The sequence below is a fragment of the Burkholderia orbicola genome (assembly GCF_900100915.1).
Taxonomy (GTDB): Bacteria; Pseudomonadota; Gammaproteobacteria; order Burkholderiales; family Burkholderiaceae; genus Burkholderia; species Burkholderia orbicola.
In genome coordinates, this window is the sequence record NZ_FNKW01000002.1 from 2,859,943 (window position 1) to 2,872,619 (window position 12,677).

At 61.2% G+C, this 12,677-nt stretch carries 19 protein-coding genes; 9 read left to right on the forward strand and 10 right to left on the reverse strand.

Features of this window, described 5'->3' with window-relative positions; translation table 11 throughout:
* Positions 1-113 precede the first annotated feature (113 nt).
* Positions 114-500, forward strand: a complete 387-nt coding sequence (locus BLS50_RS29630) for a winged helix-turn-helix transcriptional regulator (protein ID WP_034175255.1) — start codon at positions 114-116, stop codon at positions 498-500.
* Between the two features lie 250 nt (positions 501-750).
* Here BLS50_RS29630 and BLS50_RS29635 read toward each other — a convergent pair whose 3' ends face one another.
* Positions 751-1,122 carry a YXWGXW repeat-containing protein gene (locus BLS50_RS29635; RefSeq protein ID WP_074806358.1) on the reverse strand — a complete coding sequence of 124 codons (372 nt, stop codon included), beginning with the start codon at positions 1,120-1,122 and terminating at the stop codon, positions 751-753.
* A gap of 586 nt (positions 1,123-1,708) precedes the next feature.
* On the opposite strand from BLS50_RS29635, the gene BLS50_RS29645 reads away from it, so the two are divergent.
* Positions 1,709-2,797 (forward strand): porin, encoded by a 1,089-nt coding sequence (locus tag BLS50_RS29645; protein ID WP_006480960.1) that lies wholly within the window; start codon positions 1,709-1,711, stop codon positions 2,795-2,797.
* A gap of 177 nt (positions 2,798-2,974) precedes the next feature.
* Here the strand turns inward: BLS50_RS29645 and BLS50_RS29650 are convergent, their stop codons facing one another.
* Positions 2,975-3,373 (reverse strand): GreA/GreB family elongation factor, encoded by a 399-nt coding sequence (locus BLS50_RS29650; protein ID WP_006486027.1) that lies wholly within the window; start codon positions 3,371-3,373, stop codon positions 2,975-2,977.
* 511 nt (positions 3,374-3,884) lie between these two features.
* Here BLS50_RS29650 and BLS50_RS29655 point away from each other — a divergent pair.
* Positions 3,885-4,214, forward strand: a complete 330-nt coding sequence (locus tag BLS50_RS29655) for a DUF4148 domain-containing protein (protein ID WP_006480962.1) — start codon at positions 3,885-3,887, stop codon at positions 4,212-4,214.
* Positions 4,215-4,371: 157 nt separating this feature from the next.
* On the opposite strand, the gene BLS50_RS29660 is transcribed toward BLS50_RS29655, so the two are convergent.
* Positions 4,372-4,833: a CBS domain-containing protein gene (locus tag BLS50_RS29660; protein ID WP_006480963.1), complete on the reverse strand. Its 462-nt coding sequence runs from the start codon at positions 4,831-4,833 to the stop codon at positions 4,372-4,374.
* 176 nt (positions 4,834-5,009) lie between these two features.
* Between BLS50_RS29660 and ribA the strand changes: the two genes are divergently transcribed.
* Together ribA and BLS50_RS29670 are read left to right on the forward strand one after the other, a co-directional pair.
* Entirely contained in the window at positions 5,010-5,660 is a 651-nt protein-coding gene (gene ribA / locus BLS50_RS29665; protein WP_006480964.1) for a GTP cyclohydrolase II, read from the forward strand.
* 221 nt (positions 5,661-5,881) lie between these two features.
* Positions 5,882-7,156, forward strand: a complete 1,275-nt coding sequence (locus BLS50_RS29670; protein ID WP_074806365.1) for a tyrosine-type recombinase/integrase — start codon at positions 5,882-5,884, stop codon at positions 7,154-7,156.
* Here BLS50_RS29670 and BLS50_RS29675 read toward each other — a convergent pair.
* The gene (locus BLS50_RS29675) at positions 7,101-7,400 is read right to left on the reverse strand and encodes a helix-turn-helix transcriptional regulator (RefSeq protein ID WP_311767685.1); all 300 of its coding nucleotides are present in this window, start codon (positions 7,398-7,400) and stop codon (positions 7,101-7,103) included. The two genes, BLS50_RS29670 and BLS50_RS29675, sit on opposite strands and share 56 nt — an antisense overlap.
* Positions 7,401-7,435: 35 nt before the next feature.
* Between BLS50_RS29675 and BLS50_RS29680 the strand changes: the two genes are divergently transcribed.
* Complete coding sequence (locus tag BLS50_RS29680) at positions 7,436-7,678, forward strand: hypothetical protein (RefSeq protein WP_074806371.1); 243 nt, start codon at positions 7,436-7,438, stop codon at positions 7,676-7,678.
* Here the strand turns inward: BLS50_RS29680 and BLS50_RS29685 are convergent.
* From BLS50_RS29685 to BLS50_RS36110, 3 genes are all read right to left on the reverse strand, one after another.
* Positions 7,669-7,917 carry a hypothetical protein gene (locus BLS50_RS29685; RefSeq protein ID WP_074806374.1) on the reverse strand — a complete coding sequence of 83 codons (249 nt, stop codon included), beginning with the start codon at positions 7,915-7,917 and terminating at the stop codon, positions 7,669-7,671. The genes BLS50_RS29680 and BLS50_RS29685 overlap by 10 nt on opposite strands.
* Complete coding sequence (locus tag BLS50_RS29690) at positions 7,914-8,294, reverse strand: DUF4031 domain-containing protein (RefSeq protein ID WP_074806378.1); 381 nt, start codon at positions 8,292-8,294, stop codon at positions 7,914-7,916. The genes BLS50_RS29685 and BLS50_RS29690 overlap by 4 nt, the downstream gene beginning before the upstream one ends.
* Positions 8,295-8,525: 231 nt before the next feature.
* Positions 8,526-8,834: an endonuclease VII domain-containing protein gene (locus BLS50_RS36110; protein WP_074806381.1), complete on the reverse strand. Its 309-nt coding sequence runs from the start codon at positions 8,832-8,834 to the stop codon at positions 8,526-8,528.
* Between the two features lie 269 nt (positions 8,835-9,103).
* Here BLS50_RS36110 and BLS50_RS29705 point away from each other — a divergent pair, with 269 nt between their 5' ends.
* Positions 9,104-9,724 carry a hypothetical protein gene (locus BLS50_RS29705; RefSeq protein WP_074806383.1) on the forward strand — a complete coding sequence of 207 codons (621 nt, stop codon included), beginning with the start codon at positions 9,104-9,106 and terminating at the stop codon, positions 9,722-9,724.
* Between the two features lie 23 nt (positions 9,725-9,747).
* Here the strand turns inward: BLS50_RS29705 and BLS50_RS29710 are convergent, their stop codons facing one another.
* Positions 9,748-10,308, reverse strand: coding sequence for a helix-turn-helix domain-containing protein (locus tag BLS50_RS29710; RefSeq protein ID WP_074806387.1), 561 nt, complete (start codon positions 10,306-10,308; stop codon positions 9,748-9,750).
* 36 nt (positions 10,309-10,344) lie between these two features.
* Between BLS50_RS29710 and BLS50_RS29715 the strand changes: the two genes are divergently transcribed.
* Positions 10,345-10,530 carry a hypothetical protein gene (locus tag BLS50_RS29715; protein WP_074806389.1) on the forward strand — a complete coding sequence of 62 codons (186 nt, stop codon included), beginning with the start codon at positions 10,345-10,347 and terminating at the stop codon, positions 10,528-10,530.
* A gap of 119 nt (positions 10,531-10,649) precedes the next feature.
* Positions 10,650-11,519, forward strand: coding sequence for a hypothetical protein (locus BLS50_RS35670; RefSeq protein WP_124620138.1), 870 nt, complete (start codon positions 10,650-10,652; stop codon positions 11,517-11,519).
* Positions 11,520-11,538: 19 nt separating this feature from the next.
* On the opposite strand, the gene BLS50_RS35675 is transcribed toward BLS50_RS35670, so the two are convergent.
* Together BLS50_RS35675 and BLS50_RS35680 are read right to left on the reverse strand one after the other, a co-directional pair.
* A complete protein-coding gene (locus BLS50_RS35675; protein ID WP_074806392.1) occupies positions 11,539-12,072 on the reverse strand; it encodes a hypothetical protein in 534 nt (177 codons plus the stop codon).
* 3 nt (positions 12,073-12,075) lie between these two features.
* Positions 12,076-12,633, reverse strand: coding sequence for an adenine nucleotide alpha hydrolase family protein (locus BLS50_RS35680; RefSeq protein ID WP_124620139.1), 558 nt, complete (start codon positions 12,631-12,633; stop codon positions 12,076-12,078).
* Between the last annotated feature and the right edge of the window lie 44 nt (positions 12,634-12,677).

A 12,677-nucleotide genomic window follows, 5' to 3' on the forward strand; every position in this document is an offset into this window, starting at 1 on the left:
CTGTCGGGCCGATCGAATGGTACAGTTGCCGCGAACCCGTCACAAGAAGTCACCGCGGTGTGAACAGGTCACGCCGCGGTGACCGTGCATCGCCCGTGAAAGAGACTCCCGTCATGCCGCTTCCGTCCGCCGACGAATCCGTCGAACTCGATCAGCCGTGCCCGATCCGCGATGTGCTCGACCGCATCGGCGACCAGTGGAGCCTGCTCGTGCTCGAGGCGCTGGCGGGCGGAACGATGCGCTTCAACGAACTCGGCCGCACGATCGGCGATGTATCGAACCAGATGCTGTCGCGCACGCTGAAGCGGCTCGAACAGGACGGCTTCGTCAGTCGCACGCTGTTCGCCGAAGTGCCGCCGCGTGTCGAATATGCGTTGACCGACCTCGGCCGTTCGTTCCTGACGCCGATGCAGGCGATGATCCGGTGGGCCGACGAACATCATCGCGCGATCTGCGCGGCGCGCCGTCGGGCGCGTGAGCTGGAAGAGGGCGGGCACTGAGCGCGGCGCGCGCATCGGTTCGCTGACTGACGATGCGCGGCAGATGAGCGCGATGGGTTGAAGCATGGCCGGATGCATTCGCATCGCCATCGCGTGACTTCGTTATCCGAAGGATGTCGTCGAAATGGGCGGCCCGACGACAGGTTGACCGGGCGCCCCTGCCGTCGCGCATGATTCCGTGCCGCGGACGGCGGCGGTTCTCGCGCGCCGTTCCGCTCGGACGCTTCATTGGCCGAAGCCGAGCCGCTGCTTACCGCCACGAACCGTCGACGTAGATCCAGACCGGTCCCTGGCGGCGCCAGTAGCCGGGCACCCAGCGGCGCCCGGGGCGCCGCGCGACCCAGCGACCGGACACCCATATATAGCGGCCGCGCTGCCAGCGCCAGTAGCCGTCCGTCCATATATAGCCGTGCGGCCGGGGTGGCGGCGGGCGACGGTCGTGGCGTGCCGCCGGCGGCGCGAAACGCGGCCGATCCGCATAGGGCGGCCGGCCGGGGGCATGGTTCGGGCCGGCGGGCCGGTACCCGGGCGGGGCGGGCTGGGCCGCGGCGGCGCGCAGCCAGCCCGTGCCGACGAAGGCGGCGGTCAATCCGATGGCGCGCAGCAACGAGCGTCGATTCATGGCGGTTCCTGTTCTGTATTCGAGGCTGCCTTACATTAGCCTGCCGGTACGCTTACCGGGTTACGCGGGCGGTTAAGGCTGTTACCGCGTGTCACGGCAGGCGCGAGCCGCCTTTTCCCTTTCTGACGGCTGACGGGATCTCGCCGTGGCGCAGGCGTCGCTCCTGTTTACCGGCCGAGGGCGACGTTTTAGATGCGGGATGGCCAATATTTGAGATTGAATCGGGTAATAATTGCCGATTTCGGGGTGCTGGACCGAATCCGCTTGTTGTTTCTATGCAACCGTCAAGACGATGACATGAAAGAATGGTGCGATGAAAGGCTCCAAAAAGCCCTCGTCAAGAAGTCAAAAACAAGCGTTAAAACAAATACTTATGACGCGGCCCCACTTTCATTATTTCTAGTTCTGGAAAAGCTTATTTCTTTATTTGCGGATCGCTCCCCTAGGGTACACCCCTAAACTCACGGTTCCCAAACGGGCAACTATCCGGGCGCCGCCAGCAGGACCGATGGCGCTCCCGGGCGGTTGCAGACCGTTTATGAACAAGGTCGCGAGACCTGCCTCTTTTTAGAAGGGAGCTCCACGAATGAACAAGACTCTGATCGTTGCAGCAGCTGCAGCATCGTTTGCTACCGTCGCTCACGCGCAAAGCAGCGTCACGCTGTACGGCGTGCTGGACGCAGGCATCACCTACCAAAGCAACGTCGGCGGCAAGTCGCTGTGGTCGATGGGCTCGGGCATCGACCAAAGCCGTTTCGGTCTGCGTGGTTCGGAAGACCTCGGTGGCGGCCTGAAGGCAATCTTCACGTTGGAAAGCGGCTTCAACATCGGTAACGGCCGCTTCGCAAACGGCAACGGCGGCATGTTCAACCGCCAGGCTTTCGTCGGCCTGTCGAGCCAGTACGGCACGGTCACGCTGGGTAAGCAGTATGACGCAACGCAAGACTACCTGGCGCCGCTGACGGCAACGGGCTCGTGGGGCGGCACGTACTTCGCGCACCCGCTGAACAACGACCGTCTGAGCACGAACGGCGACGTCGCGCTGAACAACTCGATCAAGTACACGAGCGCTAACTACGCTGGCCTGCAATTCGGCGGTACGTACTCGTTCTCGAACAACACGAACTTCGGCAACAACCGCGCATACAGCGGCGGTCTGTCGTACCAGTTCCAAGGTCTGAAGCTGGGTGCAGCATACTCGCAAGCAAACCTGGGTGACGGTACCAACACGAACGGCGCATCGACGCTGGGTGGCCAAGGCCGTGTCCGTACGTACGGTGCTGCTGCTGGTTACGCATTCGGCCCGGCACAAGTCGGCGCTGCATGGACGCAATCGCGTATCGACAACCAAGCTGCTGGCGTTCCGACGCTGCGCGCTGACAACTACGAAGTCAACGCAAAGTACAACCTGACGCCGGCTCTCGGCCTGGGTGCTGCTTACACGTACACGAACGCGAAGGTCAACAACGGCAGCTCGCACTGGAACCAGTTCGGCGTGCAAGCTGACTACGCGCTGTCGAAGCGCACCGACGTGTACGCACAAGCTGTGTACCAACGTGGCGCGAAGGGCAACAACATCGTTGGCACGGGCATCTACAACGGCGACAACACGACGGCATCGAGCTCGTCGGTCAACCAAACCGCAGCAACGGTTGGTCTGCGTCACCGCTTCTAAGCGTGACGGGCGGGGTAACCCGCTTCGCAGCATCAAAAAAGGCGCCTTCGGGCGCCTTTTTTTCGTCTGCCGACTGCGATGGCGGCAAGCCGGATCGTCCGGATGCAAAAAAGCGAGGTCGGTGCCTCGCTTTCTTCGTTCTGCGCCCGTATGGCGCGGCGCGGGTCGACCGGCGGCTCAGCGCGTGTATTCGCCGTTGGCTTCCGGCTGGAACACGATCGCGGCAACCTTCATCAGTTTTTCGGCGCCGCTCGGCTGCATCACCTTGACCATCTGGCCGCGTTGCGTGCCCAGCAGCGCCATGCCGACCGGCGAGAAGACGTTCAGGCGACCGAGTTCGAGGTTGGCGGCGTCCGGATAAACGATCGTCCACGTGGCTTGTTCCTGGGTCGCTTCGTCGAGCAGCGTGATCTGCGAGTTCATCGTGACGACGTTCGCCTTGATGGCGTCGGGCTGGACGATATCGGCGCGTTCGAGCAGCGTGTCGAGCATCGTCTGGAAGCGCGGGTTGTGCTCGGCGTGTTTTTCGAGGCGAGCGACGTCGAGTTCGGTCAGCTGGTAAAGGCGTTGTTTCATGGTGGTTCTCCAAATGATCGGCGGGGCAGGCGTGGCGTGCCTATGAGGATCGCCCGGAGCCTGTCTAACCTGGCTCCGGGTGGAGACCGAGCGGTCAGATCAGGCGCCGGGCAGGGGCGAGCGGCGCCTGGGCCGTGCGTCGAGCGAGGGAATGCGCCGGCTGGCCGGCGCGCACGCGCACGCCGGCCGGGCCGGACGGCGAAACCGAAAGGGGCGTGAGCGCGTACATGGTGGATGGAATATCGACTGGCGAATAAAACCTTACGATTCTACAACACAACCTTCCAGACATGTGATCGGGTTGTTGGCGTTTCGTCAGCGATTGTTGTGTAGATGAAGCAAGTCGCGACGACCCTGTCCGGAAACAGTGGGCGATTTTTTCCAAAAATGCAACGCTGTATGTTCAAACTAAGGGTTTCCCCTTGGGGTGACGCGCACTACACTGAATTCAATCGCTTCAGACAGTCCTGCCGAGGCGACGTCAAAAGAGAACATATTCCGGAGGTAAATCATGAAGTCGATCATCTACGCAGCTATCGCCGCATCCGTCCTTGCCACTCCGATTGCATCGTTCGCACAGTCCGAGCAGGGGTTGACCCGCGCTCAGGTCAAGGCCGAACTCGTGCAACTCGAGCAGAACGGGTACAAGCCGCTGGCGAGCGATTCGCAATATCCGAGCGACATCCAGGCTGCCGAGCAGCGCATCCAGCCCAATCAGCCGATGCTCGCGCAAGCCGATACGAGCGGCTACGGTGCCGTGGCGACGGGTGCCGCGCAAGGCGGCCGCCGCGTGACGCGGGACGCGCCGAATCCCGTGAATTCGGTGTACTTCGGTAACTGATTGAACATCCCCCGGTCTGCCCGAGCGTACCGCTGAATTGACGAGACGCGCGCGAACTGCGCGCGTCGTCCGTCCGCAGGAGCAGAACCTCCGTCGCCGCATGCCGGCGGCTTTCCGCCCAGACGCTCACGCGTTTGGGCCTTTTTTGCTGCGCGGATCAGGCGGACGTGACGGTAGGCGTGCCGTGGATATAGTGTTCGAGCTGGCTGATCGTGAACTGCTGATCGGCAATCACGCTCTTCACGAGGTCGCCGATCGAGATGAGACCGACCAGCTTGCCGCCGTCGAGCACGGGCAAGTGGCGCATCCGGTGCTCGGTCATCAGCGCCATGCACTCGTCGGTGGATTGCGACGGTTCGACGTAGCGCACCTTCGCCGTCATGATTTCCTCGACGCGGGTGGCTTTCGACGAGCGGTCCTGCAGGACGATCTTGCGCGCGTAGTCGCGCTCGGTGACGATACCCGCGATGTCGTCGCCGTCCACGACCAGCAGTGCACCGATGCCCTTTTCCGCCATCAGCTTGATGGCGTCGTAGACGAGATCGGACTTCGTGACGGTGTAGATGGTGCGGCCCGAATCCGGCTTGGCCTTGAGAATCTGCGCGACAGTCGTACTCATTCGCTTTCTCCGTGTGCAGGTCGATGCAGGGCAGGCGGGGCGTGCTGCGCGTCACCCGGTGAGCCCAGTATAGCCGGGCGGGCGGCGGCAGTCGCGTGACGTTTCCAGATTAGCGGTAAACTCCCGTCACGCACCATCCACACAACTCCTACATTCCTGAAGTTTCGATTGAATTCATGATGTCTTCGCGTCCCCAATCGCCCACGCCGGGCAATGGCCAGGCCGACGAGTGCGTGACGCTCGTCGCCACGGCGTCGCTGCCCACGCGCTACGGTACGTTCACGTCATACGCGTTTCGCGTATCGGGCAGCGATGCCGAACATCTCGCGCTCGTGATGGGCGACGTGACGGGCGAACAGTCCGTGCTGACCCGGCTGCATTCCGAATGCCTGACCGGTGACGTGTTCGGCTCGTACCGCTGCGATTGCGGCGAGCAACTCGATCTCGCGTTGCGTTACATCGCGGCCGAAGACCGCGGCGTGCTGCTGTATCTGCGCGGCCATGAAGGCCGCGGCATCGGCCTGAGCAACAAGATCCGCGCGTACGCGCTGCAGGAGCAGGGGCGTGACACCGTCGAGGCGAACCTCGATCTCGGCCTCCCCGACGACGCTCGCGAATACGACTCGGCCGCTGCGATCCTGCGCATCCTCGGCGTGACGTCGGTGCGGCTGATGAGCAACAATCCGAAGAAGTTCGATACGCTCGTGAAGCATGGCATTCCTGTCTGCGAGCGCGTGGCGCTCGCGGTGCCCGTGCGTGAGGAAAACGAGCGTTATATCCGCACGAAGCAGACGAAGTTCGGACATTACTTCGAAGAAAACGAGTAACGAAAATTAGGGGCTCTGCGGAGCCCCTTACTCCATCTGGCTCTCACACTTCCGAGCCTTTCTGATTAAGGCTTTGAGCCGAAAGTTGCGTTTGTCAGGTGCCTTGTCTGCACTTGACGAAATAAGCGGAAACTTGGCACTCTGGCGTAGAATTTTCCTACGCCGGATCGAAAAGCTACGCTCCGGTCTAGGCCTACAACAAAAACCTACGCCGACCGCTGATGAGATTCGACGCACGAACCGCGAGCAAGCTGCCTGCGGGACAACACATGACCTTTGACGGACTCCCGGGCCTCCGCTTCCAGGCCAGCGAGAGTCGCCGTTCCTGGATCTACCGATACAAGTCCCCCGTTGACGACCGAATGCGCCAGGTGAAGCTCGGCGAGTGGCCGGCTATGGGTTTCCCTGCGGCGATTTCTGAATGGGAGCAAAAGCGAGCGGCGCGTGATGCTGGGGCTGATCCTGCTGCTGCAAAGCGTGAGAAACGCGCCGCGGTTGCACATTCGCGCGCCGTCGACGCATACACCGTCAAGCAGGTGTGTTTCGACTATATGGGCGGCTATCTGGAGCCGAACCGCAAGGACAAGGGCGTGATCGAGGTTAGGCGGATGTTCAAGGCGATGCTCAGCCCGATCGAGAGCGTTCCGGCTGCGTCGATAACTCGTGCGCAGGCGTTCGAATTCTTGAATTCCTATCGTGCCACGCCGGCACTCGCTGCGCGCCTCCGCATGGAGTTAGGCGGAGCATGGGACTATGCGATGGACGCTGGGAGGCTGCCTGACGGCACGCCGAATTGGTGGCGAATGATCCTGCGCGGCAAGCTTCGCAGTAAGGGGCGCACGATCGACGGCGTCGTCATGGGCACGAAAAAGCGGGTATTGAGCGAGGATGAGATCGGCACGCTGCTCCGCTGGCTGCCGAATATGAGCCTAACGGTTTCCGACGCGATCACGTTGTATCTGTGGACGGGCGCCCGTGGCGGCGAAATCATTTCGATGGAGTCGCACGAAATCGCCGACGAGGCGGACGGCCTATGGTGGACCGTGCCGAAGGAAAAAACCAAGAACTCGTGGCGCGCGAAAGCAGGGGATTTGCGGGTGCCGCTCGTTGGTCGAGCCGAGGCCGTTGTCCGTCGACGCAAGGACCAGGCCGTGAACGGCTTTCTGTTCCCGACGTCGACCGGCGAGATGATGAAGCAGACCGTTATTTCGCACGGCATCTACTATCATCAGCCGTACTGTAAGCAGGCGCCAAATCATAATCGGCCTCGGCTTCCTGTCACGCACTGGTCGCCGCATGACTTGCGCCGGACGGCCAGAACGATGCTTGCTGCACTCGGGTGCCCGCACGATGTGGCGGAGGCGGTACTCGGCCACATCCAGCCTGGCGTCGCAGGCGTGTACAACCGCCACCACTATGATCGCGAGCGGCGCGAATGGCTCACGCGCCTTGGGCAGTTTCTTGACGAGCTTGCTCTGAAGTATCGGACGAAGTAGAGCGCCGACGTCGATTGTTGTGGCCGGTATTGGGCGGAGGTGCGAGATCCGATTCAGGGCATGCCTCCGCCCAAGCTTCCACCTCGCGCGTCAGCCACGCCACTCGCCGATTGGAAAGCAGGCGCGGCTTCGGAAATTTGCTTTCGCGTACCAGCTTCTGGACGGTCGCTTCCGATAGCGAGAGAGCGATCGCCACTGCGGGCAAGTCGAGGTAGAGCGGCTTCATGGTGGACGATGTAGTCATGCTACGATTCCTCGAAAATTCAGACGGAGACCGCCATGTCGAAGCCCGTTATTTCGCCGGAAGAGTTCATCGCGGAGGTGAACCGGCGCCTTCCCAATCACCACGCATATGAGGCTGGCTGGCGGGTTTTTCTCTTCCCGGAAGGGGCGAACGGGCGAACGGCCACTGGCTACGATCTCGAGCCGCAGTCGGCGGTCGGTCATATCAAGCAGGTGATCGACCACGTGAATTCGAACTACGCGGTTGATCCGTTCATGTCACGCGTTGCTCACGACTGACCATCCGTGTGTTGCAGATAGTCCTGCAGCAGCTCGACGTATTCCTCATGCGTCGGATGCTCGGAGACGACCAGCGTGCAGTCGTGGGTGGTATAGACGCCGCCCCCGATCGACCGCACCGGCATCTCTCCGGCGGCGATCAGCGCGGCCATATCGGTCAGCGCATCCGCCAGATTCTGGGGCGTATCCGCCTGGATGACCGCCTCGAACTGGACGGCGCGTTTCGGGGCTTCGCTCATGATTGAGGCTCCGTAGTGTTCTGGGTGTTGGTCGCGGCAGTGCGTGCCTCGCGGCGCGCCGCGACGAACTGTTCGAGCCCTTCGACTGCGTCGCCGGGCGAGCCGAGCGCGCCGGTGACGCGGCGGCGCTTGTTCATCGCGCCGCATTGTCGATAGGTAATCGGAATGGCGCCGGCGGCGATCGCAGCGGCGCGTTTGCTGATGGCGATGTCGAAGTGTTCGTCGCGCGTGCCTGGGTGCTGAATCCATTTCGGGTTGACGCCGATCTCGCGCGCCATGGCGAGCTCATCGGTAGTGTCCGCGATCAGGTGCGACATCTTCATCCGGCCGAACCGGCCGACCGGGGATCGATACATGTCGTCGACGTAGACGGTCATGATGATTCTCCTGCGCGGTCAAGCGCATGCGCTAGGTGTCGCGCGTAGGTCGCGACGGCGCGCCAATATGCAGCCATCGACCCCTTGCGGCGTTTCCATGCGATCTCGCATCGGCGTTCGCTTGGTCGCGCAGCGCGCGGAGTACCACGGATAGGGCACGCCTCGATTCGAGCGGCAGCGAGGTAAGCGCGCGTGCGGCCGGCAGTCGCAGCAGGGGATTGACGTAGCCCATCATGCCTCCGGGAATTCGTCGTGCGTGCGGCCGTCGAGGTGGCGGCCGACGGCGCGCTTGCCTGCGCGATGCATGTCGAGATAGTGAAGTGCGGCAATGAAAAGCGCCGGATTCTCGCGAAAATGACCGATACCAGAATTGCAGTTCGGGCAAAGAAGTCCGCGCAACTTGCCGGTGTGGTGGCAGTGGTCGATGTACAGGATCTCAGTGGCGCCACAAATTTGACAGCGGTGGTCGTGGGCAACGCGAAATGCGTGAAGTTCTTCGACGCTTATGCCGTAACGCGATGCGGTGCTCGCGTCGGACATGCATTCGCGACACCTAGCGGCTAAGCCGCCCGGTCTCTGGCGATCCACTGTGAATTGCGTTCGAGCTTTCCACGTCCGACAGGTGAAACAATGTCGCAAGCCCGCCAAGCGTCGATCGATCCATTCTTGCACTGAGCAACCTACTTTCTTCGCGGCACTCTTATAGGCACCGAGTTGTCGCCCGGTTGCGTTCGGATCAATGTGGTCGCACCACTCGATTTTTGTGTTCTCGCTCATGCTAGGATGCCTCGAAAAATCGCGGGGTAGAGATGGAGAAAGTCATCAACAGGTATGCTGTACTTGTCATCACGTCACTGATCGGCGCGCTTGGCTACGAATATGTTCCGTGGGGAGATTTCAGCCGAAGCGATTGGGCGAGCTGGGCACAGGCCGTCGGAACCGTAGCGGCGATAGGTGCGACGGTGTGGATCGCAACACGGGAAGATCGCCGACGGCACAAGGAGGCATATGAGCTCGCGGTGCTGACTGCTGCGTCTATGCGGCTCAGAACCGGTAGTGCGCTCGCGCGAGTCAGGTATATGGCCGAGAAGATCCAGGCCGCGCACCGATACGACGCTGCCCCGTCTCGCCTTAGTGAATTCTTGGCATACATACGAGACATCAGTGTGTGCAGCGACGAAGAACAGGTGAAGCTGATTCCGCTCCCGAACCGTTGCGCCTTTCGGCTCGCTGGTTGTCGAGACACGCTGCATGCTGCGGCCGAATTTCTGGAGTCACTGGGCGAGAAGGACCGGCTTATTTCTGAACGCCGCAAGGAAACTTTCGGCATCGCCAGCTTGGCGATGACCGAAGCTGAGAGTCTGCTCAGGGTCGCGGTCGACGAGTGTCGGAAGGCTTCGCTCATCGTAACCAGCCCGTATCAAGAGTGACATGCGAGCGTTGAGCGGTTCGCTCATGCCACAAGTTCCTCGTCGGTAGTGTCCATGGGTTGCTGAAAGACGCGACCGCGCTCACCGACGGGGATTGTCACGAGACCCGCTACGGTAAGGAACGGATTGCGCTTCATGGCGCTGCGCGCCGCGCGAGCGGCTTCGGTTTTGATCGCTGCCGGGCACGGCACGTCAGGCCCGGTGCCAACCGCCCAGACCGCCCGCCACTGAGCTCGGCCGACGGGCGGGATCCAGTCGACGATCTGCACTTCGGCGCGGTGAATCGTCAGCAGCTCGCTGACGCGCTGCTGCGACACGCCGCAACGCTCCACCAGCTCGCGAGCTGACAGCTGTTTCGTTTCGAGGATGGCACGCATTCGGTTCCAGGCCGGCGCCGTGACCGTCTTGTAATCTCGCGGCGACCGCGAGATCTTCAGCACCGTGCACGCGTAGGTCTGCACCGACTTGCGCGGGTGCCGCGGAAACGCAGCATAGAGCGCCCTTGACGGGATGGGTGATGGGTAGAGACGAGCGAGAAGGCGCACCTCGCCAGTCGTCCACGCGTTGGGTGTCGACCTCGACATGCTACGATTCCTCCGGATTTTTCCAGCGAGCACCAGATGAAGACGGTTTTCCTGATGCGTGGGTACGAGATGAACTGCACGCCACGCCCGACTGACGACGGCAAGTTTGCCGCGCAGGTGGAAGTGACGAAGGTCGGATTCAGCCGCGAGGCGGCGTTTCGGAGACTCGGCGAGTTCGACACCGAGGCCGAAGCGGTCGCATACGCGAGGAAGTTCTCGTAAAACTTGCTCAGTTAGTGCTGTGGATTTGCGCGACTTCAAGCAGATAGCGTAGAAGGAGCGCTGATGATTTCACGTACTTCCATGGGTGAAAGCCAACCAACGTATAGAGCCGACGTTCCATGACCGACAATACACAGACCTCCGTGCTAGCGGTTCCTTCGGGATCGTCAAGCGCTCTAGAGAGCGCGTCGAAAGGGATCACTCTTGTTGCTGCGCTCGCCTTACCTTGCTCGGTTGTCTACGACTGGGCCTACTATTCGCGCTTGGGCTTGGAGCTAGCGCAAGTGCCCACAACTCTTAGCGATCATGCGCGCACGGCAGTGAACTGGCTGCCCGCGATGGTGCTGGCCACGGCAATCACAATTGCGCTTCATCTTGCTGGTCGCCGATTGGATGGGTGGGCGGATCCGGCGGAGTTGTATCGCGGTGCAGTAGCGCGCGTCGCCACGGCGAGATGGCACAAGCGTATGTTCGTGCGGATCTTTGTGTCTCCCTATTCGCTCCTCTGGACCGGCGCGGTAGTAAACGGTGGTGCGTTTTTGTACTATGGCGGTGGACAGCTCGGAGGATTCCTGGTTGCTACCGCCGCGTTATTGGGCCTGCTCTTGTATTTGGTGTTGCCGCCGATCGATAAAGCTCCGAAATGGCTTGTGTCACAACTGCGAATCGCTATCCTGTTCGGGCCGATGTTAGCGGCATCAGCGTTTTCTGCGGGCGATAGAGCGGCTGTTTCAGCGCTTAAGGAAAATCCTACGGCATCTGTGACGCTGACTAACAATCAAGTACTATCCAAAATGGTTGTTCTTCGCTATTTGGACAAGGGTGTCCTAGTAAAGCGATCAGACAGTCATTTGCTTTTCGTACTCTGGTCATCGATTTCGGAAATCGATGACGCTCGACAACGTTCCACAATTCGGGGACTGCGTTGTATTTGGTTCGCGTCATGTGACGATACACGGGCGCTAATTTACCAACCGGCAAGCAATTGAATAATGTACCATCACGCCATCAGCGATCATGGCGCGCATCAGGTCGGGGCAGTCGCGCGATGAGATCGGTCGATCCAGTCGTTGATATCGTAGCTCGATAGGTCCCGCACATGCAGTCGGCGATGTCTTCTTCGGTTTCGTCGGGCTGGAACAGATCCATCTGAGCGCGGTAGAAATCAGCCTGGCGCAGCAGGTCGGCATAGCACGGACGGTCTTGCCGGAACCGCTGCCCGGTTTCGCGCTCTTGCCGAATCCACCACTCGGCCGCTTCGGGTCGCCTCATGAAGATGCGGACGATCTTGTGCTCGGCCTTCAGGAAGCACGCGTCGCAGTTGCCTTCGTCGCTGTTCGGGTCGAGCTTCAGGTCGAAAGGCATCGATCGCCAGAACACATTGACCATTGGCTTCGTCACGCCCGCGTGGAACATCGGCATGTAATTCGTCCAGCGGTCCGAGCCTCGTTCGTTCGCGGCCATGCGTTTGTGATAGCGGCGCTCTTCGTCAGCCCGGACGCCGATGATTGCGTCCCACTCGTCGTATCCTCGCTCGCGCATGAATCAGGATGCCGCCTTGATCTTCGTGCGGTCGGTGCACATGCGGTTCGCAGGGTTCGGCAGGATTGGCGGCTCTCCTTTTTCGATGGCGCGCAGATTCTTGTAATACTCGAGGACGCGCTCGAACGGTTCGCCGTTGCGTTCGGCATGTTCGAAATCAGTGATGCGCCACGACAGGCCTGAGCCATAGACGCCCGTGAATTCGGTCCAGTAGACATGCACGCCGAGGTACGACCCGACGTCGCGCACGAATTCGAGCGTTTCCGGGCGTTCCTTCCCGGTGTTGTGGAACGTCACGAACACGTAGCCCGGCAGCGTACCGCCGTGCGCTTCGACAGTTTTCTCAAGCATGTACGCCGACGAGCGGCCGCCGCTGAATCCAAACTGGCTCGGTCCGTCGAGAAAGTACGGGTTACGCGAAGTCATCGCATCCTCTGAATCGGTAGATTGAGCTTCAATGGCGGGGGCTCGGCTGATTTGCGTTGCCGAGCGTCTGCCGTTGAAGCCAGGAGGGGAAAATGGACGGGCGCCAAACAGACCGCCCTCGAGAAGAAACCGCACATCCGAGGCAGCGGTAAGTGCGCGGTCTGGGTGGGGGCTCGTGC

Excerpts from the sequence above, each read along its gene's own strand:
- BLS50_RS29630 (WP_034175255.1), top strand. The coding sequence starts at position 114 with ATGCCGCTTCCGTCCGCCGACGAATCCGTCGAACTCGATCAGCCGTGC.
- BLS50_RS29655 (WP_006480962.1), top strand. The coding sequence starts at position 3,885 with ATGAAGTCGATCATCTACGCAGCTATCGCCGCATCCGTCCTTGCCACT.
- BLS50_RS29670 (WP_074806365.1), top strand. The coding sequence starts at position 5,882 with ATGAGATTCGACGCACGAACCGCGAGCAAGCTGCCTGCGGGACAACAC.
- BLS50_RS29710 (WP_074806387.1), bottom strand. The coding sequence starts at position 10,308 with ATGTCGAGGTCGACACCCAACGCGTGGACGACTGGCGAGGTGCGCCTT.
- BLS50_RS29680 (WP_074806371.1), top strand. The coding sequence starts at position 7,436 with ATGTCGAAGCCCGTTATTTCGCCGGAAGAGTTCATCGCGGAGGTGAAC.
- BLS50_RS29660 (WP_006480963.1), bottom strand. The coding sequence starts at position 4,833 with ATGAGTACGACTGTCGCGCAGATTCTCAAGGCCAAGCCGGATTCGGGC.
- BLS50_RS29650 (WP_006486027.1), bottom strand. The coding sequence starts at position 3,373 with ATGAAACAACGCCTTTACCAGCTGACCGAACTCGACGTCGCTCGCCTC.
- BLS50_RS29675 (WP_311767685.1), bottom strand. The coding sequence starts at position 7,400 with ATGACTACATCGTCCACCATGAAGCCGCTCTACCTCGACTTGCCCGCA.
- BLS50_RS35675 (WP_074806392.1), bottom strand. The coding sequence starts at position 12,072 with ATGCGCGAGCGAGGATACGACGAGTGGGACGCAATCATCGGCGTCCGG.
- BLS50_RS29635 (WP_074806358.1), bottom strand. The coding sequence starts at position 1,122 with ATGAATCGACGCTCGTTGCTGCGCGCCATCGGATTGACCGCCGCCTTC.
- BLS50_RS29705 (WP_074806383.1), top strand. The coding sequence starts at position 9,104 with ATGGAGAAAGTCATCAACAGGTATGCTGTACTTGTCATCACGTCACTG.
- BLS50_RS36110 (WP_074806381.1), bottom strand. The coding sequence starts at position 8,834 with ATGTCCGACGCGAGCACCGCATCGCGTTACGGCATAAGCGTCGAAGAA.
- BLS50_RS29685 (WP_074806374.1), bottom strand. The coding sequence starts at position 7,917 with ATGAGCGAAGCCCCGAAACGCGCCGTCCAGTTCGAGGCGGTCATCCAG.
- BLS50_RS35670 (WP_124620138.1), top strand. The coding sequence starts at position 10,650 with ATGACCGACAATACACAGACCTCCGTGCTAGCGGTTCCTTCGGGATCG.
- ribA (WP_006480964.1), top strand. The coding sequence starts at position 5,010 with ATGATGTCTTCGCGTCCCCAATCGCCCACGCCGGGCAATGGCCAGGCC.
- BLS50_RS29715 (WP_074806389.1), top strand. The coding sequence starts at position 10,345 with ATGAAGACGGTTTTCCTGATGCGTGGGTACGAGATGAACTGCACGCCA.
- BLS50_RS29690 (WP_074806378.1), bottom strand. The coding sequence starts at position 8,294 with ATGACCGTCTACGTCGACGACATGTATCGATCCCCGGTCGGCCGGTTC.
- BLS50_RS29645 (WP_006480960.1), top strand. The coding sequence starts at position 1,709 with ATGAACAAGACTCTGATCGTTGCAGCAGCTGCAGCATCGTTTGCTACC.